We start from the raw sequence: 20,675 nt of genomic DNA, 5'->3' as shown, positions 1-20,675 counted from the left end.
GCCCGCATTGTTGGCGCCGGAGGTGGTGCCGACATGAACACACGCAACGCACAACGCGGCGCACTGGGCAGGTACGGCGAGGAGCTGGCCGCGCGGCGGCTGGCCGAGGCCGGAATGACGGTCGTGGACCGCAACTGGCGCGCCGGCCGCACCGGCGAGATCGACATCGTGGCCCGGGACGGTGACGCGCTCGTCGTCTGCGAGGTCAAGACCCGCCGGGCGGCCGGGCCGGCGGGGGCCTTCCAGCACCCGATGGCGGCCGTCACGCCGGCCAAGGCGCAGCGACTGCGGGGCCTCGCCGAGCGCTGGGTCCAGGAACACGGAGGAGCACCACCCGGCGGCGTCCGTATCGACCTCGTCGGCGTTCTGCTGCCCGAGCGCGGCGCGCCCGTGGTGGAACACGCGCGGGGGGTGGCGTGATGGCGTTCGCCCGTACGTGTTCGGTGGCGCTGGTGGGTGTCGAGGGCGTGGTCGTCGAGGTCCAGGCCGATCTCGAACCCGGGGTCGCCGCGTTCACCCTGGTGGGACTGCCCGACAAGAGCCTGACGGAGAGCAAGGACAGGGTTCGGGCGGCGGTCGTCAACTCCGGGGCCGCGTGGCCGCAGAAGAAGCTCACGGTGGGGCTCAGCCCGGCGTCCGTGCCCAAGAGCGGCAGCGGGTTCGACCTCGCCGTCGCCGCCGCCGTTCTCGGGGCCGCTGAACGGATCGATCCCCGGGTCCTCGCCGACATCGTGATGATCGGCGAGCTGGGCCTCGACGGCCGGGTGCGGCCCGTCCGGGGCATCCTGCCGGCGGTGCTCGCAGCGGCCGACTCCGGCTACGAACAGGTGGTCGTACCGGAGTGCGCCGCCGCCGAGGCCGCGCTGGTCCCCGGGGTGTCGGTGCTCGGTGTGCGCAGTCTGCGGCAGCTGATCGCCGTTCTCACGGACGAACCGGTGCCGGACGAGGAAGCGGACGAGCACGGCCGCCCCGACCCGCTGATGGCGGGCCTGCGGATGCCGGGCACCGGAGCGGCCACGGGCATGCACAGCACGGGCGCCGCCCCGTACGACAACGGTCACGATCTCTCCGACGTCGTGGGCCAGCACTCGGCGCGCACGGCGATGGAGGTGGCCGCGGCCGGGGGCCACCACGTGTTCCTGGAGGGCCCGCCCGGGGCCGGCAAGACCATGCTCGCCGAGCGGCTGCCCGCGGTCCTGCCCCGGCTCACCCGGCAGGAGTCGCTGGAGGTCACCGCCGTGCACTCCGTCGCGGGGCTGCTGCCACCCGGCAAACCCCTGATCGACACGGCGCCCTACTGCGCACCGCACCACTCGGCCACCATGCAGGCACTCGTCGGCGGCGGACAGGGCGTCGCACGGCCCGGAGCCGTCTCGCTGGCGCACCGCGGAATCCTCTTTCTGGACGAGACGCCGGAGTTCGGCAGCCGGGTGCTGGACGCCCTGCGCCAGCCCCTGGAGGCCGGTCACGTGGTGATCGCGCGCAGTGCGGGGGTCGTGCGGTTTCCGGCCAGGTTCCTGATGATTCTGGCCGCCAATCCCTGCCCGTGCGGCCGTTTCTCCCAGCGGGACACCCTCTGCGAGTGTCCGCCCTCGGTGATCCGGCGCTACCAGGCACGGCTCTCCGGTCCACTGCTCGACCGGGTCGACCTGCGCGTCGGGGTGGACCGGGTCACGCGCTCCCAGCTCGTCGAGCGCGGCGCGCGGGGTGAGTCCACGGCGACGGTCGCCGACCGGGTGCGGGCAGCCCGGGAGCGGGCGACGGCGCGGCTCGTGGGGACGCCCTGGGGGACCAACAGCGAGGTGCCGGGGCGGGAGCTGCGCAGCCGCTGGCACGCGGCGCCGGGCGCGATGGAGGAGGCCGAGCGGAACCTGGAGCGGGGGGTGCTCACCGCGCGCGGGATCGACCGAGTCATGCGGGTCGCCTGGACCGTCGCGGACCTTGTCGGCCACGACCGGCCCGACGCGACGGACGTCGCCCTGGCGCTGCAGCTGCGTACGGGGGTGCCGCGCGGGGTGCCGATGGCCATGGGGGCGTTGACGTGACGGGGGACGCGAGCCGCCCCGAGGCGGGCGGGGGGTCGGGTGGCCCGTCGGGTGCGGAAGGGCTTGCCCGGGTCTTCCTCACCCGGGTTGTGGAGCCGGGGGACGAGGTCGCCGGGCGGTGGGTCCGCGAGCGCGGGGCCGTGGAGGTGACACGGCGGCTGCGGGACGGGGGCCCGATGCTGACCGGGGTCACCGGGACCCGGTGGGCGGGCCTGTGCGCGAGGGCGGCACAGGCCGAGCCCGAGCGGGATCTCGCCGTCGCGCGGGCGGCGGGGGTGCGGTTCGTGTGGCCCGGCGAGCCGGAGTGGCCGGCCCAGCTCGACGACCTCGGGGACGCGCGACCCACGGGGCTGTGGGTGCGCGGGCGGCCCAGCCTGCGGATGTGGGCGCTGCGGTCCGTCGCCGTGGTGGGGGCCCGGGCCTGCACCGAGTACGGCGCCCACATGGCGGCCACGCTCGCCGCCGGGCTCGCGGAGCGCGGGTGGGTGGTGGTGTCGGGCGGCGCGTACGGGGTCGACGGGGCCGCGCACCGGGGTGCGCTCGGTGCGGGCGGGGCCACTGTCGCCGTACTCGCCTGCGGGGTCGACCGGCCCTACCCTCGCGGGCACACCCAGTTGATCACCAGGATCGCCGAACAGGGGTTGGTGGTAGGCGAGTTGCCGCCTGGTGACCATCCGACGCAGAGCCGGTTCGTGATGCGGAACCGGGTGATCGCGGCCCTGACCCGGGGGACCGTGGTCGTCGAGGCCGCGTACCGCAGTGGCTCGCTCGTCACGGCGCGGGCGGCGCAGCGGCTGGGGCGGTTCACGATAGGGGTGCCCGGACCCGCCACCAGCGGGCTCTCCGCGGGTGTGCACGAACTCCTGCGCGGCGACGCGATGCTGGTCACCGACGCTGCGGAAGTCGCCGAGCTGGTCGGGGAGATGGGGGAGCTGGCGCCGGACCGGAGCGGGCCGGTGCTCCCGCGTGACCTGCTGGAACCGGCGGCGCAGGGCGTCCTGGCCGCGCTGCCCGCGCGCGGGACGGCGACGGTGGACGAGATCGCGCGGGGCGCGTCGACGGCGAAGGACGACGCGGTCGCCAGACTGTACGAGCTCCGATCACTTGGTTACGTCGAACGACACGACGACGGCTGGAAGTTGACACGCCAAGCGATGATCTCCGTCCGGTCCGGGCGGGACCGGTGCTGACCGAGCGTGTTCGGCCGTCCGGGGGATGCCCGACGCCCTTGGTATTTCCCGCAGTTGGTCCGCTCCGATGGTCACACAGGGCGATGGCTGTGACCCCGGGGGGCGTCCAGCGGAACGTATCTGCGTACACCCCATCCCGCCGTCCTCGCACACTGCGACACCTCAGTCACGCTACGCTCACGTGGATTCCGGTGCAGACCGGCAGTCGGAAAGGCAATTCGACCAGACGGGTTATTCGACATCAGACCGCAACAGACCGACGGCTCATCCGGGCACCCATCCAGACACCACCGGTTCACGGCAGAACGGCACAAGGCGACGTATGCCCCAGCACACCTCCGGGTCCGACCGGGCGGCGGCCCCACCCGCCGCCCGCGACGGCGGTAACGTGCGCCCGCCCGCTCCCTCGACGCTCGACGAGCTGTGGCGCTCGTACAAGACGACGGGTGACGAGCGGCTGCGCGAGCAGCTGATCCTGCACTACTCGCCGCTCGTGAAGTACGTCGCCGGACGGGTGAGCGTGGGGCTGCCGCCCAACGTCGAGCAGGCGGACTTCGTCTCCTCCGGGGTGTTCGGGCTGATCGACGCGATCGAGAAGTTCGACATCGAGCGGGAGATCAAGTTCGAGACGTACGCGATCACCCGTATCCGGGGCGCGATGATCGACGAGTTGCGGGCGCTGGACTGGATTCCGCGGTCGGTGCGGCAGAAGGCGCGGAACGTGGAGCGGGCGTACGCGACGCTGGAGGCGCGGCTGCGCCGGACTCCGTCGGAGGGCGAGGTGGCCGCCGAGATGGGTATCGCGGTCGACGACCTGCACGCGGTGTTCAGCCAGTTGTCGCTGGCGAACGTGGTGGCGCTGGAGGAGCTGCTGCACGCCGGTGGTGAGGGCGGGGACCGGCTGAGCCTCATGGACACGCTGGAGGACACCGCCGCCGACAACCCGGTCGAGGTGGCCGAGGGGCGGGAGCTGCGGCGGTTTCTGGCGCGAGCGATCAGCACGCTGCCCGACCGGGAGAAGACCGTGGTGACGCTGTACTACTACGAGGGCCTCACCCTCGCGGAGATCGGCAACGTGCTGGGCGTGACCGAGAGCCGGGTCAGTCAGATCCACACCAAGTCCGTCCTGCAACTGCGCGCGAAACTGGCGAGCTTCGGCCGCTGAGCCGGCCGGACCGGCCGACCGGACGCCCTCCCCTCCGGCGTGGTCCGTCCGTACAGTGGTTGACGTGCCAAGGATTCGAGCGGCCTCCGTGGCCGAGCACCGGTCGATGCAGCGAGCCGCCCTGCTGGACGCGGCGAGGTCCCTGTTGTCCGAGGGCGGGACGGAGGCGCTGACCTTCCCGGCCCTCGCCGAACGGACAGGGCTCGCGCGGTCGTCGGTCTACGAGTACTTCCGGTCACGGGCGTCCGTCGTCGAGGAGCTGTGCGAGGTCGACTTCCCGGTCTGGGCGGCCGAGGTCGAGGCGGCGATGGCCGCGGCGGACGGGCCCGAGGGCAAGGTCGAGGCGTATGTGCGCCGGCAGCTCGCCCTGGTGGGTGACCAGCGGCACCGGGCCGTGGTGGCGATCTCGGCGAGCGAGCTGGACGCGGGGGCCCGGGAGAAGATCCGGGCGGCGCACGGAGGGCTCGTCGCGATGGTGGTCGAGGCCTTGCGGGACATCGGGCACGCGCAGCCCCGGATGGCCGCGATGCTGTTGCAGGGGATCGTGGACGCGGCCGTGCGGCGGATCGAGTTCGGGGTGGCGGAAGACCCCGCGGTGATCACGGACGCGGCTGTGGTGATGGCGTTGCGCGGTGTACGGGGCTGAGCCGGCGCCGTGAGCCGACGCGGCCGGCGCGGGCGTGGAGGGGCTCGGGCAGGGGCACGCCCAGGACCGGCAGCAGGCGGGACGGGCCCCGGTGCAGGAGCCACGGGGGCAGCAGGGTGAGCGGGTCCAGGTAGGTGTCGCCTCTGAGCAGGCCCCAGTGCAGGCACGGCGTCGCGCAGTGGCCGCTCCCGGGCTCCAGGGTGCCCACCACCTCGCCCGCCGCCACCTCCGTCCCCTTCTCCACCGCCGCCGTCACCGGTTCGTACGTCGTGCGCAGGGGCGGGGTGCCGGTGCCCGAAAGTTCCACGGAGACGACCCCACGTCCCGCCACCCGGCCCGCGAAGTGCACCCGGCCGGCGGCCACCGCGTGGACCGGGGCGCCAGAGGCAGCCGCCAGGTCCACGCCTCGGTGGCCCCTGGCGTAGGGCGACGGGGGCGGTTCCCAGGCGCGCAGGACCAGGGGGCGGGTCCCCACCGGCCAGGCGCGGGCGATCGCGGGTGGGGGAGGGGCGTCCGGTGCGGCGGGGTCCGCCGGCGGGGCCGCCCCGGCCCCGGCTCCCCGTGCTGTCGACGCCGTCAGTGTCAGAGTCAGGGCCAGCAGCACTCCAAAGCCCCGGCGCACTCCTCGTTTCGCTCGCATGGACGGAGCCTGGCGTGATTCGGGACGGTTCGGGTGGGGCTGTGGAGAACTGACCGGTTGTGGATATCGGCGTCACCCGGGGCCCCGTCGGTCCCGTACACTTCCTTTGGCGATCCGGGTCACCGGGTCGACTTCGCACGCCCCGACATCAGGCCCCTCACAGGGCCGGTGTCAGCGCCTCTCGGTCCCTCGCGGCAAGGCGCAAATCGGGCGTCAGGCGCGGGTGCCGGCCGGTACCCGCGGCACAACCGAGAAACACAAGGAGAACGGCCATGGCCGTCGTCACGATGCGGGAGCTGCTGGAAAGCGGCGTCCACTTCGGTCACCAGACCCGTCGTTGGAACCCGAAGATGAAGCGCTTCATCTTCACGGAGCGCAACGGCATCTACATCATCGACCTGCTCCAGTCGCTGTCGTACATCGACCGCGCCTACGAGTTCGTCAAGGAGACCGTCGCCCACGGCGGCACGGTCATGTTCGTCGGCACGAAGAAGCAGGCGCAGGAGGCGATCGCCGAGCAGGCGACCCGCGTCGGCATGCCCTACGTCAACCAGCGCTGGCTGGGCGGCATGCTCACCAACTTCTCGACCGTCTACAAGCGTCTGCAGCGCCTCAAGGAGCTCGAGCAGATCGACTTCGAGGACGTCGCCGCGTCGGGTCTCACCAAGAAGGAGCTTCTCGTGCTCTCGCGCGAGAAGGCCAAGCTGGAGAAGACCCTCGGTGGTATCCGCGAGATGTCCAAGGTGCCCAGCGCCGTCTGGATCGTGGACACCAAGAAGGAGCACATCGCGGTCGGTGAGGCCCGGAAGCTCAACATTCCGGTCGTCGCCATCCTCGACACCAACTGCGACCCCGACGAGGTCGACTACAAGATCCCGGGCAACGACGACGCGATCCGCTCCGTCACCCTGCTCACCCGCGTGATCGCCGACGCTGTCGCCGAGGGCCTCATGTCCCGTTCCGGCGTCAACACCGGTGACAAGGGCGAGAAGGCCGTTGCCGAGCCCCTCGCCGAGTGGGAGCGCGACCTCCTCGAGGGCGAGAAGAAGGCCGACGACGCCGAGGCGCCCGCCGCCGAGGCCGCTGCCGAGGCTCCCGCCGAGACCGAGGCCCCTGCTGAGGCCGAGGCCGAGGTCGCCGCTGAGGCCCCCGTCGCCGAGGCTCCGGCCGCGGACGCCGAGCAGGCCTGACCCTCACCCCTTCGGGTTGTCGAACGGCGGGGGCACCTCCATCGGGCCCCCGCCGTTCGATCCGTAGATCTTTCAGACTTCGAGAGAGACTCCGAGAATCATGGCGAACTACACCGCCGCCGACGTCAAGAAGCTCCGTGAGCTCACCGGCGCCGGCATGATGGACTGCAAGAAGGCGCTCGACGAGGCCGAGGGCGATGTCGACAAGGCCGTAGAGGCCCTGCGCATCAAGGGCCAGAAGGGCGTCGCCAAGCGCGAGGGCCGTTCCGCCGAGAACGGCGCGGTCGTCTCGATCATCGCCGACGACAACACCTCCGGTGTCCTCGTCGAGCTGAAGTGCGAGACGGACTTCGTCGCCAAGGGCGAGAAGTTCCAGGCTGCGGCCAACGCGCTCGCCGAGCACGTCGCCAAGACCTCCCCGGCCGACATCGAGGCGCTGCTCGCCTCCGAGATCGAGTCCGGCAAGACGGTTCAGGCGTACGTCGACGAGGCCAACGCCAACCTGGGCGAGAAGATCGTCCTGGACCGCTTCGCGCAGTACGCGGACGGTTTCGTGCTGGCGTACATGCACCGCACGATGCCCGACCTGCCCCCGCAGATCGGTGTCCTCGTCGAGCTGGACAAGCCCAACGCCGAGGTGGCCAAGGGTATCGCCCAGCACATCGCCGCCTTCGCGCCGAAGTACCTCTCCAAGGAGGACGTGCCGGCCGAGGTCGTCGAGACCGAGCGCCGCGTCGCCGAGGAGACCACCCGCGCCGAGGGCAAGCCCGAGGCCGCCCTGCCGAAGATCGTCGAGGGTCGCCTCAACGGCTTCTTCAAGGACGCCACGCTGCTCGGCCAGCCGTACGCGCTGGACAACAAGAAGTCCGTCCAGAAGGTCCTGGACGAGGCCGGTGTCACCCTGAAGCGCTTCACGCGCATCAAGGTCGGCATCTGAGTCCGTACCGCGATCGACGCGCGGCCCGCGTAGGCATACCTATAGGGTCGACGACAGTCGCGCGCGTACGCCGTCACGCACGCGCGCGTGGCGGACGACAGCAGATCTGACGAGGAGGCCATTGCCGACCATGGGATGCGATCGACACCCCACCGGCAATGGTCTCCTTCGTATGTGTGACACGTGAAGAGGCGAGATTCTCCATGACCACCAAGGCCCAGAAGAGCGACGACGGCAAAGTGCGCGGTCGGTTCATGCTGAAGCTGTCCGGGGAGGCCTTCTCCGGCGGCGGGGGCCTGGGCGTCGACCCCGACGTGGTGCACAAGATTGCCCGCGAGATCGCGGCCGTCGTGCGCGACGGTGCCGAGATCGCCGTCGTCATCGGCGGCGGCAACTTCTTTCGCGGCGCGGAACTTCAGCAGCGCGGCATGGACCGGGCCCGCTCCGACTACATGGGCATGCTCGGCACCGTCATGAACTGCCTCGCGCTCCAGGACTTCCTGGAGAAGGAGGGCATCGACAGCCGGGTCCAGACCGCCATCACCATGGGCCAGGTCGCCGAGCCGTACATCCCGCTGCGTGCCGTACGGCACCTGGAGAAGGGCCGTGTGGTCATCTTCGGTGCCGGTATGGGCATGCCGTACTTCTCCACCGACACGACCGCCGCGCAGCGCGCCCTGGAGATCGACGCCGAGGCGCTGCTGATGGGCAAGAACGGCGTGGACGGGGTCTACGACTCCGACCCGAAGACCAACCCCGGGGCCCTCAAGTTCGACTCGCTCGGGTACGGCGAGGTCATCACCCGGGACCTCAAGGTCGCCGACATGACCGCGATCACGCTGTGCCGTGACAACAAGCTCCCGATCCTGGTCTTCGAGCTTCTGACCGAGGGCAATATCGCGCGGGCCGTCAAGGGTGAGAAGATCGGCACGCTTGTCGGTGAACCGAGCAGCCGGGACTGACAAGGGATCAGCTCCGACCGGGGATGGTCCCTGAGCGGGGGATGGACAATGTCCTGGCGGTCGGGAACCGTGCAGGAAGAAGACGCGACGCAGCCGGCCGCGGACCGAGAACAGCAGCCGGGCCTACTCAAGACACGCAGGAGCAAGTGGTGATCGAAGAGACCCTCCTCGAGGCCGAGGAGAAGATGGAGAAGGCCGTCGTGGTCGCCAAGGAGGACTTCGCCGCGATCCGCACCGGTCGTGCGCACCCGGCGATGTTCAACAAGATCGTGGCCGACTACTACGGCGCGCTGACGCCGATCAACCAGCTGGCCTCGTTCTCCGTGCCCGAACCGCGCATGGCCGTGGTGACCCCGTTCGACAAGAGCGCACTGCGCAACATCGAACAGGCGATCCGCGACTCCGACCTCGGCGTCAACCCGAGCAACGACGGAAACATCATCCGCGTGGTGTTCCCCGAGCTCACCCAGGAGCGCCGCAAGGACTACATCAAGGTGGCCCGGACCAAGGCCGAGGACTCCAAGATCTCGATCCGGTCCATCCGCCGCAAGGCCAAGGACGCCATCGACAAGTTCGTCAAGGACGGCGAGGTCGGCGAGGACGAGGGCCGCCGCGCGGAGAAGGAGCTCGACGACACCACCGCGAAGTACGTCGCGCAGGTGGACGAGCTCCTCAAGCACAAGGAAGCGGAGCTTCTCGAAGTCTGATGAACGACTCTTCCTGGGGGGCGCCGCCCCACGCCGGGTACTGGGGGCCGTCCGACGGAGGGCCTGTCCAGGGGGCTGCCCCGGCGGGTCCCGCGTATGATGCGCACCACGCGCAGCAGACTCGCCCCATGCCCATCGTGCCCGACGTACCCGCACACGGCGGAGACCAGGATGACGACCGGGGGGCCGCTCGGCCGGGCGGCCCCTCGTTCCACGACGAGATGCCGCAGGCGCAGCCCTACGGGGCGATGCCGCAGAAGCCGGATTCCATGCACATGTCCGACGACACCCCACAGCCCGCCCCGCAGAAGAAGAGCGCGGGCCGGGACCTCGGTGCGGCCATAGGGGTCGGCGTCGGGCTCGGCGCGGTGATCATCGCGTCGTTGTTCGTCGTCAAGGCCGCCTTCGTCGGAGTGATCGCGGTCGCCGTCGTGGTGGGTCTGTGGGAACTGACGTCCCGGCTCCAGGAGCGCAAGGGCATCAAGGCGCCGCTGGTGCCGCTCGCGCTCGGCGGGGCCGCGATGGTCGTCTCCGGATACGTCCGAGGTCCCGAGGGCGCGTGGGTCGCGATGGCCCTCACCGCGCTCGCGGTCCTGGTCTGGCGTATGACGGAACCTCCGGAAGGCTATCTCAAGGACGTCACGGCAGGCGTTTTCGCTGCCTTCTACGTCCCCTTCCTGGCCACCTTCGTCGCGATGATGCTCACCGCCGACGACGGTGCGCAGCGCGTCATGACGTTCCTCCTGCTGACGGTCGTCAGCGACACCGGCGCGTACGCGATCGGCTGGCGCTTCGGCAAACACAAGCTCGCCCCGCGCATCAGCCCCGGCAAGACCCGCGAGGGACTGCTCGGCGCTGTCACGTTCGCGATGGTGGCGGGCGCGCTGCTGATGGAGTACGTGATCGACGACGGCACCTGGTGGCAGGGACTGGTGCTGGGCCTCGCGGTCGCGGTCAGCGCGACGCTCGGCGACCTCGGCGAGTCCATGATCAAGCGGGACCTGGGCATCAAGGACATGGGCACGCTGCTGCCCGGGCACGGCGGCATCATGGACCGGCTGGACTCACTGCTGCCCACGGCTCCTGTCGTGTGGCTGCTGTTCGTCGCCTTCGTGGGCTGAGGGCACTCGGAATGTTCCAGTACGGTCCGGGTTTCGTGTGAAACACCTACGACGGACCGAATCCACCCCTTTCGAACCTAAGATCGACTTCAGTGCGGTCGATCCGTCCGGAAGGGGTGGCATGCATGTGGGGGCGTAGCCGGACCAGACGTCAGCGGCAGGCCGAGGGGCTGGCGGCTGTCGCCGGCCCGGTCGAGGCGGCCGACGCCGCTCACCAGGCGCTGCTGGACCTGCGCCGGGCGGTGCGGGGCGAGCTGGCGCGGATCGAAGCGCTGCTCGACCAGGGAGACGGACTTCCCTCGGACACCATCCGCGAGCAGACGCTCGGCGCGATGGGTGTCTTCGCCGACCTGGACGTCGTCTCCCAGCAGTACCAGGAGGTCCGTACCGCGACCGTCCAGGCGGCCGAACACGGCGTCGAGGTGGCCGTGCCCTGGCTGGAGGCGCTCAGGGGGCAGGTCAGGTCGATGACCGACCTGCGGGAGACGTTCGCCGGATACGGCGAGTCCTTCGTCTATCTCCGCGAGCGCACCGAACGGCTGCGCGCCGACCTCCTCCCGCTGCGCGAGGGGGCCCACGCGGCTCTGCGCGCCGCCCAGCACGAGCTGACGGAGGCCCAGGGCGCGGACGGCTGGCACGACTGGCAGGCAGGCCTCACCGCCCTGGGCGCCCGACTGACCGAACTGGACGGGGGCCGCGTCACACCGACGGCCCGACAGAAGGTCAGCGACCACTACCGCGAGCTGGAGCGGGAGGTGGCGCAGCTCCGGGGGGTGATGGCCGCGGCGCCTCGGTGAGTACGTAGGTGCGCTGCCGACCTGGCCTTTTGTGCCCTGGGTGTGGGGTTGTCCACAGGGGGGTGAGGGGGTGTGCGGATGTCTGCGACACTGGTATGGCCATGCCTAAGCCAGGAGAACTCACATTCGTCGCCCCGCGCGGAGCTCAGAAGCCGCCGCGGCATCTTGCCGATCTCACGCCCGCCGAGCGTAAAGAGGCCGTTGCCGCGATCGGTGAGAAGCCGTTTCGTGCCAAGCAGCTCTCGCAGCACTACTTCGCGCGGCTCGCGCACGACCCGGCCGAGTGGACGGACATCCCGGCCGCCTCGCGCGGAAAGCTCCAGGAGGCACTGCTTCCGGAGCTGATGACGGTCGTCCGACATCTGTCGACCGACCAGGACACCACCCGTAAGACCCTGTGGCGGATGTTCGACGGGACGCTCGTCGAGTCGGTGCTCATGCGGTACCCGGACCGGGTGACCATGTGCATCAGTTCGCAGGCGGGGTGCGGGATGAACTGCCCGTTCTGCGCGACCGGGCAGGCGGGGCTGGACCGGAATCTGTCCACCGCCGAGATCGTGCACCAGATCGTGGACGGGATGCGTGCGCTGCGGGACGGGGAGATCCCCGGTGGCCCCGCGCGGCTCTCCAACATCGTCTTCATGGGCATGGGTGAGCCCCTCGCCAACTACAAGCGCGTCGTCGGCGCCATCCGCGCGCTGACCGACCCCGAGCCGGACGGCATGGGGCTGTCGCAGCGCGGGATCACCCTCTCGACCGTCGGGCTGGTGCCGGCCATCCACCGGTTCGCCGACGAAGGCTTCAAGTGCCGGCTCGCCATCTCCCTGCACGCGCCCGACGACGAGCTGCGCGACACCCTCGTCCCCGTCAACACGCGGTGGAGGGTGCGCGAGGTCCTCGACGCCGGGTGGGAGTACGCGGCCAAGTCGGGGCGCCGGCTGTCCATCGAGTACGCGCTGATCAGGGACATCAACGACCAGGCCTGGCGCGGTGACCGGCTCGGGCGGCTGCTCAGGGGCAAGCCCGTGCACGTCAACCTGATTCCGCTGAACCCGACTCCGGGGTCCAAGTGGACCGCCTCGCGGCCCGAGGACGAGAAGGCGTTCGTCGAGGCCATCGCCGCGCACGGGGTGCCCGTCACCGTTCGGGACACCCGTGGGCAGGAGATCGACGGGGCGTGCGGTCAGCTCGCTGCCACCGAGCGGTAGTCTTACGTCGTACCTACATATCTTCATATTCCGACAGGGGAGCGCCACAGCGCTGAGAGTGCGGCAGCCAGATCACATTGGTGGGCCGCAGACCCTCTGAACCTCGCCCAGGTCATTCTGGGTAGGAAGTTCGGTCATCACTCTTGCTGTTGCGCCCTGCCCGGAACCCGTCACGGGTCCCGGGCAGGGCCGCGTCTCTTCCTGGTCATCCCAGGAGGAAGAAATCCAGTGAGCATCACCAAGCAGGTCACCGCCCTTGCCGTCGGGCTCGGGCTCGTCACCCTGTCCGCGTGCGGGTCCCAGGACGGTGGCAGTGCTTCGCCGACGGCCTCCAAGACCGTCACCCTCGTCAGCCATGACTCGTGGGCCGTCTCGAAGGGCGTCCTCGCCGCGTTCGAGAAGCAGTCCGGGTACAAGGTCAGGGTCCTCAAGGACGGCGACGCCGGGCAGGCCGTCAACAAGGCGATCCTGACCAAGGACAACCCGCAGGGCGATGTCCTCTTCGGCGTCGACAACACCCTGCTCTCCCGCGCGCTCGACAACGGCCTGTTCCAGTCGTACGAGGTGAAGGACGCCGACGCGATCCTGCCCGCGTACCGGACCGACGCGGACAAGCACCGGGTCACTCCGATCGACACCGGCGACATCTGCGTCAACTACGACAAGGCCTGGTTCAGCGAGCACAAGCTGACCCCGCCCGTGTCCTTCGACGATCTGGTCAAGCCCGCCTACAAGAATCTCCTCGTCACGGAGAACGCCTCCACCTCCTCGCCCGGACTCGGGTTCCTGCTCGGCAGCGCCGCCAAGTACGGCGACGAGGGCTGGGCCGGCTACTGGACGAAGCTCAAGGCCAACGGTGTGAAGGTCGTCGACGGCTGGGAGCAGGCGTACAACGAGGAGTTCTCCGGGTCGGCCGGCGGCAAGAAGGCCAAGGCCGACCGGCCGCTCGTCGTCTCGTACGCCTCCTCGCCGCCCGCCGAGGTGATCTTCGCCGACCCGAAGCCGACCGCCGCTCCGACCGGGGTCGCGACCGGCACCTGCTTCCGGCAGGTCGAGTACGCGGGGCTGCTCAGCAACGCCAGGAACAGCGCGGGCGGCAAGGCCCTGCTCGACTTCCTGGTCGGCAGGACCTTCCAGGAGGACATGCCGCTGAACATGTTCGTGTACCCCGTACGCGAGGGCGCGAAGGTGCCCGCCGAGTTCACCGCGTACGGGCCGCAGGCCAAGGACCCCGAGACCATGGACCCCGCGAAGATCGCCGAGCACCGTGACCAGTGGGTCAAGTCGTGGACCTCGCTCGTACTGAAGTAGCAGAGGCATCCGAAGCGGCGGTGGTGCCCGCGCGCCGGAAGGGTGCCGCTGTGAGCGGTGCCCTGCTCGCGCTGCCCGTCGTCTTCTTCGCGCTCTTCTTCGCCTACCCCGTCGCCGCGATCGTCGCGCGCGGCCTGCACGTCGACGGGGTCTGGCGGCTCGGGCAGGTGGGGGAGGTGCTGGGGGACTCCGGAATCCGGCATGTCCTCTGGTTCACCGTCTGGCAGGCGCTCGCGTCCACCGCGCTCACGCTGCTGATCGCGCTCCCCGGCACGTATGTCTTCGCACGCTTCGATTTCAGGGGCAAGCAGATTCTGCGGGCCGTGGTGACCGTGCCGTTCGTGCTGCCGACCGTCGTGGTCGGGACGGCGTTCCTGGCGCTGGTCGGGCGTGGTGGGCTGCTCGACGAGCTGTGGGGCGTACGGCTGGACACGACCGTGTGGGCGATCCTGCTCGCGCACGTCTTCTTCAACTACGCCGTCGTCGTACGGACGGTCGGCGGGCTCTGGGCGCAGCTCGACCCACGGCAGGAGGAGGCCGCGCGGGTGCTCGGCGCATCGCGGTTCGCGGCCTGGCGGCAGGTCACGCTGCCCGCCCTCGCACCCGCCGTCGGCGCCGCTTCGCTGATGGTCTTCCTCTTCACCTTCACCTCCTTCGGGGTGGTGCAGATCCTGGGCGGCCCGACCTTCGCCACCCTCGAAGTGGAGATCTACCGGCAGACCTCGGAGATCTTCGACCTCGGTACGGCGGCCGTGCTGACCCTCGTCCAGTTCGTCGCGGTGGGCGCCATTCTCGCCGTGCACGCCGGGACGGTACGGCGGCGGGAGAGCGTGCTGCGGCTCGTGGCACCGGAGACGACCGCCCGCCGGCCGCGCGGCCGGGGCCAGTGGGCGCTGCTCGGCGGGGTGCTGACCAGCATCGCCGTGCTGCTGGTGCTGCCGCTCGCCGTGCTCGTGCAGCGGTCGTTCGCCACACCCGGCGGCGCGGGCCTCGGCTACTACACGGCGCTCACCCGCGACGACTCCGGCATCTTCCTGGTGGCGCCGATCGCCGCCATCGGGAACTCGCTCCAGTACGCCGTCGCCGCCACCGGCATCGCCGTCGTCGTCGGCTCACTGGCCGCCGCGGCGCTCACCCGGCGCGATGCCGGGCGGCTCGTACGGGGGTTCGACGCGCTGTTGATGCTGCCCCTCGGGGTGTCGGCGGTGACCGTCGGGTTCGGATTCCTCATCGCGCTCGACGAGCCGCCGCTCGATCTGCGCGGCAGCTGGATCCTCGTACCGCTGGCGCAGGCGCTGGTCGGGGTGCCGTTCGTGGTGCGGACCATGTTGCCGGTGCTGCGGGCCGTGGACGGGCGGCTCAGGGAAGCGGCGGCCGTGCTCGGGGCCTCGCCCTGGCGGGTCTGGCGCGAGGTCGATCTGCCGATCGTGCGGCGGGCGCTGCTGATCGCGGCCGGCTTCGCGTTCGCCGTGTCGCTGGGCGAGTTCGGGGCGACCGTGTTCATCGCCCGGCCCGACAACCCGACCCTGCCGGTCGCGGTGGCCCGTCTGCTGGGCCGCCCCGGTGACCTCAACTACGGCCAGGCGATGGCCCTTTCGACGATCTTGATGGTGGTGTGCGCGGTGGCCCTGCTCGTGCTGGAGCGGCTGCGGACCGACCGGACGGGGGAGTTCTGACCATGCTCAGTCTCGACCAGGCGACCGTACGGTTCGGGGCGCGGCCCGTGCTCGACGGCGTCGGCCTCGATGTCGCCGAGCACGAGATCGTGTGCGTGCTCGGCCCCAGCGGCAGCGGGAAATCGACGCTGCTGCGCGCGGTCGCGGGACTCCAACCCCTGGACGCGGGGCGCGTGTCGCTCGACGGCCGGGATCTCACCGGGGTGCCGGCGCACAAGCGGGAGGTGGGCCTGATGTTCCAGGACCACCAGCTGTTCCCGCAGCGGGACGTCGGCGGCAACGTCGCCTTCGGGCTGCGCATGCACCACGTATCCAAGGCTCAACAGGACGTACGCGTACGGGAGTTGCTGGACCTGGTCGGGCTGCCGGGCGCCGCCGGACGTGCCGTCTCCGCGCTCTCCGGAGGGGAACAGCAGCGCGTCGCCCTCGCCCGCGCCCTCGCGCCGCGCCCCCGGCTGCTGATGCTCGACGAACCGCTCGGCCAGCTGGACCGCTCGCTGCGCGAGCGGCTCGTCGTCGAACTGAGGGAACTCTTCAGTCGGTTGGGCACCACCGTGCTCGCCGTCACCCACGACCAGGGCGAGGCCTTCGCGCTCGCGGACCGGGTGATCGTGATGCGCGACGGACGGATCGCCCAGTCCGGTACGCCACTTGAGGTCTGGCAGCGGCCCGCCGACGAGTTCGTGGCGCGCTTCCTCGGCTTCGACAACGTCGTCGAGGCGACGGTGAGCGGGCAGCTCGCGGACACCCCCTGGGGCAAGGTTCCGGTCCCCGAGGGCACCGAAGAGGGGGTACGCACGCTGCTTGTACGGCCCGCCGGGGTACGCCTGGTGCCCGCCGACGAGGGCCTGCGCTGCATCGTGGCCGCGCGCACTTTCCGGGGTACGCATGTCGCCGTCCGGCTCCAGCCCGAGGACGCGCCCCGACTGGAGGCCGCGTGCGCGTTGCGTGAGGCGCCGGAGCCCGGGGACGAGGTCGGGGTGGCCTTCGACGCGGCCGAAATTGTCGTGCTGGGCCGGCGGGGCCCCTCATAGGGTGCTCGGTATGACGACACTCGCGCATGACCGCTATTGCGATGAAATCGCCCATCAGGCCGGGCAGTTGAGAGCGGTGGTGACCTCCGGCGCCGATCTGTCGGCGACCGTGCCGACCTGTCCCGACTGGTCGCTGGAGCAGCTGGTGCGACACACGGGCGGTGCCTTGCGCTGGGCGGACACGCTGGTGCGTACGCGGGCCGAGGAGAATATCGGCAAGGATCAGGTACCCCTCAGCGGCGGACCGGAGGCCCGGGGCGATGCCGGCGCGCTGGACGCCTGGCTCGCCGAGACCGGTGAGCTGGTCGTCGCCGCGCTGCGCGAGGCCGGGCCGGACACCACGGTGTGGTCGTGGTCCGGGATCCACACCTCGGGGTTCTGGGCGCGCCGGATGGCCCACGAGATCACCGTCCACCGCGCGGACGCGGCCCTCGCCGCCGGGCTGTCGTACGAGGTCGCGGCCGACATCGCCGCCGACGCCATCGACGAGTGGCTGCAGATCGTCGAGTTCATGCAGCGGACGCAGCCGCACGAGGCGGCGAAGGAGCTGCGCGGGACGGGCAGCAGCATCCATCTGCACGCCACGGACACCGCGCCGGAGGCGAACGCCGAGTGGGTCGTGGAGCTCACCGAGAAAGGCGTCGTCTGGCGGCGCGGCCATGAGAAGGCGACGGTCGCCCTGCGCGGCCCGCTCACCGACGTCATGCTCGCCTTCTACCGCCGACTGCCGCTGGACAGCCCGCGGTTGGAGATCCTCGGGGAGCGCGAGCTGCTGGAGTTCTGGCTGCGGAGGGCGACGTTCGGCTGACGGCAGCGCGATGGCCCGCCCCCTGATGAGCGGGACGGGCCACCACGTACAGCCAGGTACTGCGGATACGGCGAACGAAACGTCAGCTCTTGCTGGACGTCCCACGACGGCGCATGCCGAAGAAGACGGCGCCGCCGCCGACGGCGACCAGAGCAGCGGCGATACCGGCGATCACACCGGTGTTCGAGCTGGCGCCGGTCTCGGCGAGGTTGGAGGTGCCGCCCGCGGGCGTCGGAACGCTGTCCGCGGGGACACCCGGGGTACTCTCCGAGGCCGACGGAGTCGGGGTGGCGGAGTCCTCGGGCTCCGACGCCGACGGGGTCGGCGTGGAAGCGGGCTCCGAGGGCGTCGGGGTCTGAGAAGCCGGCGGAGTCGGGGTGGGGGTCGGCTCCGCCTTGCAGGCCTTGCCCGGGGTGGTCACATCCGGGTTGATGTCCTTGTCGACCTGGTTGCCGGCCTTGACGTGAACGCGGTACGTCGCGTTCGGCGCCCAGTCCTCCGAGAAGTCGACGGTGACGCCCTCGCGGCTGCCCACCACGTCCTGGGTACCGATGACCTTGTCACCGAGGTACACGGTGACCGTGGCCAAAGTGCCCGACGGGTCCTTGTCGGTGACGCTGATGACACCCTTTTCGCCGTCGCACTTGGCGTCGGCGGAGAACTCAGTGATGTTGCAGGCGAACGCGGTGCCGGCGACACCCAGCGCGAGCGCGGCCGACGCGGAGGCAACACCGAGAATGCGCACGGAACGTGCGGTACGGGAAGAAATGGACACGGTTGCCCTTCACGGGATGCACAGCTGAGGAGGGAGGGAGCGATGAGACCTCATCACCTCGTCACCCCCACGAGTCTCACAGGTCTATAAGCGTGGCATAAGGCCTGTCAATCGGTATGCCGGTTCCCTGTATTGGTTTTGCCTACCTGTTAACCGGCAAGGCGTTTCAACGCTTCCGGAGCGTCCTCGATCCGGTCGACCAGGGCGATCCGGTCCTCCATCTCCCGCCCCCGCGCCAGCGATTGGAGCAGCGGCCAGGCGGGCAGCCGTTCGGTCCAGTGGACTTGGTCGACCAGCACCATGGGTGTGGGCTCGCCGCGCGACTCGTAGTAGTTCGGGGTCGCGTTGTCGAAGATCTCCTGTACGGTCCCGGCGGCACCCGGCAGGAAAACTGTCCCCGCGGTCGAACGGGCCAACAACCCGTCCTCGCGGGTGGCGTTGGCGAAGTACTTGGCGATGTGCGAGGCGAAGGCGTTCGGCGGTTCGTGCCCGTAGAACCAGGTCGGTATGCCCACCGAGCCGGCCCCTTTGGGCCAGCGTGCGCGGACCTCGAAGGCGGCGCGCGCCCAGTCGGTGATCGAGGGCGTGAACGACGGGGCCCCGGCGAGTAGTTCGCACGCCTCGTCGAGCATGGTGTCGTCGAAGGGAGCCGCGTACGCGCCGAGGTTCGCCGCCTCCATCGCCCCCGGGCCTCCGCCCGTGGCCACCGTGAACCCGGCGCGCGTCAGCTCGCGCCCCAGGCGCGCGGCACCGGCGTACTCCCGCGTCCCGCGTGCCATCGCGTGACCCCCCATCACCCCCACCACCTGTGTCCCGCACAGGAGTTCGTCGAGGGCGTCGGAGACGGCGTCGTCGTGGACGGAGCGCAGCATCGAGGCGAAGATGTCGCCGTCGGCCTTCGTCCGCTGGAACCAGGCGTACCCGAGGGCGTCGGGGGTCCGCTCGTAACCGGTGTCGAGCCCGGCGAACAACTCGTCCGGCGAGTAGAGATGGCCGCGGTACGGGTCGAAGGGCAGGTCCGGGACCGGCGGGAAGACCAGGGCGCCGTCCGCGCGGACCTTCGCCGTCGCGTCCGGGCGCATCGGGCAGCCGAGGAAGAGGGCGCCCGCGGTACCGCTGGTCAGCAGTTCCTTCGTACGATCCGTCAGATCGACGCCTTGGACGCGGAATCCGGCGAGGGTGCCGCGGGCCGAGACGACCGCGTCGAACTCGTCGAGCGTCTCTATCTCACGGTCGTCGTGGTGGGCCGCATGGGCGGGGCTGGTCTGCACCCGCCCATGTAAGCACGGGCCGTGTCAGCCCTGGACGGCCGCCGGGTCCATCCACATGACCTCCCAGGTGTGGCCGTCGAGGTCGTCGAAGGCGCGGCCGTACATCTGGCCGTAGTCCTGCGCCTCGCGCGGCTCGGTGCCGCCCGCCGCGAGCGCCCCGTCGACCAGCTCGTCGACCTTCGCGCGGCTCTCGGCGCTCAGACAGATGAGGACCTCGCTGGTCTTCGTCGAGTCCGCGATCTCCTTCTTCGTGAAGTCGGCGTAGCGCGACTTGCTCAGCAGCATCGCGACGATGGTGTCGCTGATCACGACACAGGCGCAGTCGTCGTTCGTGAACTGCGGGTTGATCGTGTACCCGAGCTCGGTGAAGAACTTCTTCGAGGCGGCGATGTCGCTGACGGCCAGGTTCACGAAGATCATCTGCTGGTACTCGCTCATGAGGGTCTCTCCCGTCGATGTGTTGCTGTTCGATGGAGTAGACCCGGGGTGCGGGCGAAACTCATCGGCGAGTGCGATTTTTTTCGTACGAGTTTTCCAGCGGCTTCTTTGTACGGATTCCGTACGGGGGTCAGGCGGTCAGTGGCAGCGCCGCCAGCTCCGCGATCAGCAGGGTCAGCGGGCCGAACAGGGCGAGCAGGGCGGCCGCGCGCAGACCGGCGGCGGTGCGCAGGGTCGTGGCCGGTGCGCCCAGGCGGAGCAGGGCCGCCGTGGTGTCCGCGCGGGCGTGCCTGGCCTCGGCGGCGGCCGTGAGGAGCGTGGCGACGGCGCAGCCCGCCACGACCAGGGCGCCCAGGATGGTGAGGGGGCCGAGGGACGGGTCGTCGGTGGCGTGGTCGTACAGCACGATCATGGCGTAGGCGCCCGACGCCACCGCACAGACGACGCCCAGGGGGCGGCCGATGCGGGTCGCCTCCTCCATGAGGACGCGGCCGGCGAGGAGTCGGAGGGCGCCGGGGCGGACGGCTTGCAGCAGGCGTCCGCAGAGATGTGCGAGGCCGGGGCCGGCGAGGGCTAGGCCGAGGGCGGTCAGGGTCCAGCCGACGAGTACGGCGGCGGAGCTGCCGGTGGCTCCGCCGGGCAGGGTGAGGTGGGTGTGTGGGGCGCGGGTGGCGTAGGCCTCCACGGCTAGGCCGGCCGCGAGTACGGCGATGCCCCAGGGCAGGTCTCGGGGGGATGGCTGGGGGGTGGGGAG

At 70.6% G+C, this 20,675-nt stretch carries 20 protein-coding genes, 1 pseudogene and 1 riboswitch; of the genes and pseudogenes, 16 read left to right on the top strand and 5 right to left on the bottom strand.

From position 1 onward, the window contains the following. Positions 1-33: 33 nt before the first annotated feature. The 5 genes from ADL01_RS00100 to ADL01_RS00085 all read left to right on the top strand — a co-directional run bounded on the left by ADL01_RS00100 (position 34) and on the right by ADL01_RS00085 (position 5,046). Positions 34-420: a YraN family protein gene (locus ADL01_RS00100; protein WP_053739758.1), complete on the top strand. Its 387-nt coding sequence runs from the start codon at positions 34-36 to the stop codon at positions 418-420. Beyond that, entirely contained in the window at positions 420-2,045 is a 1,626-nt protein-coding gene (locus ADL01_RS00095; protein WP_053739757.1) for a YifB family Mg chelatase-like AAA ATPase, read from the top strand. The genes ADL01_RS00100 and ADL01_RS00095 overlap by 1 nt, the downstream gene beginning before the upstream one ends. Beyond that, complete coding sequence (gene dprA / locus ADL01_RS41130) at positions 2,042-3,235, top strand: DNA-processing protein DprA (protein WP_078960233.1); 1,194 nt, start codon at positions 2,042-2,044, stop codon at positions 3,233-3,235. The genes ADL01_RS00095 and dprA overlap by 4 nt, the downstream gene beginning before the upstream one ends. A gap of 322 nt (positions 3,236-3,557) precedes the next feature. After that, positions 3,558-4,400: an RNA polymerase sigma factor WhiG gene (whiG, locus tag ADL01_RS00090; protein ID WP_053739756.1), complete on the top strand. Its 843-nt coding sequence runs from the start codon at positions 3,558-3,560 to the stop codon at positions 4,398-4,400. 88 nt (positions 4,401-4,488) lie between these two features. After that, positions 4,489-5,046: a TetR/AcrR family transcriptional regulator gene (locus ADL01_RS00085; RefSeq protein ID WP_053739755.1), complete on the top strand. Its 558-nt coding sequence runs from the start codon at positions 4,489-4,491 to the stop codon at positions 5,044-5,046. Here the strand turns inward: ADL01_RS00085 and ADL01_RS00080 are convergent. Further along, positions 5,000-5,686, bottom strand: coding sequence for a M23 family metallopeptidase (locus ADL01_RS00080; RefSeq protein WP_053739754.1), 687 nt, complete (start codon positions 5,684-5,686; stop codon positions 5,000-5,002). The two genes, ADL01_RS00085 and ADL01_RS00080, sit on opposite strands and share 47 nt — an antisense overlap. A 272-nt stretch (positions 5,687-5,958) precedes the next feature. On the opposite strand from ADL01_RS00080, the gene rpsB reads away from it, so the two are divergent. From rpsB to ADL01_RS00025, 11 genes are all read left to right on the top strand, one after another. After that, positions 5,959-6,876, top strand: coding sequence for a 30S ribosomal protein S2 (gene rpsB / locus ADL01_RS00075; RefSeq protein ID WP_053739753.1), 918 nt, complete (start codon positions 5,959-5,961; stop codon positions 6,874-6,876). A 100-nt stretch (positions 6,877-6,976) separates the two neighbouring features. Beyond that, positions 6,977-7,813, top strand: coding sequence for a translation elongation factor Ts (gene tsf, locus ADL01_RS00070; RefSeq protein WP_053739752.1), 837 nt, complete (start codon positions 6,977-6,979; stop codon positions 7,811-7,813). 203 nt (positions 7,814-8,016) lie between these two features. Next, positions 8,017-8,775, top strand: coding sequence for a UMP kinase (gene pyrH / locus ADL01_RS00065; protein WP_053739751.1), 759 nt, complete (start codon positions 8,017-8,019; stop codon positions 8,773-8,775). Between the two features lie 149 nt (positions 8,776-8,924). Further along, positions 8,925-9,482: a ribosome recycling factor gene (gene frr / locus ADL01_RS00060; protein WP_053739750.1), complete on the top strand. Its 558-nt coding sequence runs from the start codon at positions 8,925-8,927 to the stop codon at positions 9,480-9,482. Continuing rightward, entirely contained in the window at positions 9,482-10,603 is a 1,122-nt protein-coding gene (locus ADL01_RS00055; protein WP_078960232.1) for a phosphatidate cytidylyltransferase, read from the top strand. The genes frr and ADL01_RS00055 overlap by 1 nt, the downstream gene beginning before the upstream one ends. A gap of 125 nt (positions 10,604-10,728) precedes the next feature. Further along, positions 10,729-11,400 carry a hypothetical protein gene (locus tag ADL01_RS00050; protein ID WP_053739748.1) on the top strand — a complete coding sequence of 224 codons (672 nt, stop codon included), beginning with the start codon at positions 10,729-10,731 and terminating at the stop codon, positions 11,398-11,400. A gap of 101 nt (positions 11,401-11,501) precedes the next feature. Continuing rightward, positions 11,502-12,608 (top strand): 23S rRNA (adenine(2503)-C(2))-methyltransferase RlmN, encoded by a 1,107-nt coding sequence (gene rlmN / locus ADL01_RS00045; RefSeq protein WP_053739902.1) that lies wholly within the window; start codon positions 11,502-11,504, stop codon positions 12,606-12,608. A 25-nt stretch (positions 12,609-12,633) separates the two neighbouring features. Further along, positions 12,634-12,754: riboswitch (TPP riboswitch) on the top strand. Between the two features lie 82 nt (positions 12,755-12,836). Continuing rightward, entirely contained in the window at positions 12,837-13,919 is a 1,083-nt protein-coding gene (locus tag ADL01_RS00040) for a thiamine ABC transporter substrate-binding protein (RefSeq protein ID WP_053739747.1), read from the top strand. Next, positions 13,895-15,595 (top strand): ABC transporter permease, encoded by a 1,701-nt coding sequence (locus tag ADL01_RS00035; RefSeq protein ID WP_053739746.1) that lies wholly within the window; start codon positions 13,895-13,897, stop codon positions 15,593-15,595. The genes ADL01_RS00040 and ADL01_RS00035 overlap by 25 nt, the downstream gene beginning before the upstream one ends. A 2-nt stretch (positions 15,596-15,597) precedes the next feature. Then, on the top strand, positions 15,598-16,629 hold the full coding sequence (locus ADL01_RS00030; RefSeq protein WP_053739745.1) for an ABC transporter ATP-binding protein: 1,032 nt from the start codon (positions 15,598-15,600) through the stop codon (positions 16,627-16,629). Between the two features lie 10 nt (positions 16,630-16,639). Next, entirely contained in the window at positions 16,640-17,437 is a 798-nt protein-coding gene (locus tag ADL01_RS00025) for a maleylpyruvate isomerase family mycothiol-dependent enzyme (protein WP_053739744.1), read from the top strand. Positions 17,438-17,519: 82 nt separating this feature from the next. Here ADL01_RS00025 and ADL01_RS00020 read toward each other — a convergent pair whose 3' ends face one another. From ADL01_RS00020 to ADL01_RS00005, 4 genes and pseudogenes are all read right to left on the bottom strand, one after another. Then, complete coding sequence (locus ADL01_RS00020) at positions 17,520-18,212, bottom strand: LAETG motif-containing sortase-dependent surface protein (RefSeq protein ID WP_053739743.1); 693 nt, start codon at positions 18,210-18,212, stop codon at positions 17,520-17,522. 149 nt (positions 18,213-18,361) lie between these two features. Beyond that, on the bottom strand, positions 18,362-19,483 hold the full coding sequence (locus ADL01_RS00015; protein WP_053739742.1) for an LOG family protein: 1,122 nt from the start codon (positions 19,481-19,483) through the stop codon (positions 18,362-18,364). 24 nt (positions 19,484-19,507) lie between these two features. After that, positions 19,508-19,921, bottom strand: coding sequence for a VOC family protein (locus ADL01_RS00010; protein ID WP_053739741.1), 414 nt, complete (start codon positions 19,919-19,921; stop codon positions 19,508-19,510). A gap of 130 nt (positions 19,922-20,051) precedes the next feature. Continuing rightward, positions 20,052-20,675: pseudogene (locus ADL01_RS00005) on the bottom strand (hypothetical protein); the annotation flags it as partial.

This window comes from Streptomyces sp. NRRL WC-3618 (genome assembly GCF_001280005.1).
GTDB lineage: Bacteria > Actinomycetota > Actinomycetes > Streptomycetales > Streptomycetaceae > Streptomyces.
This window is presented reverse-complemented; position numbering and strand designations above follow the sequence as displayed.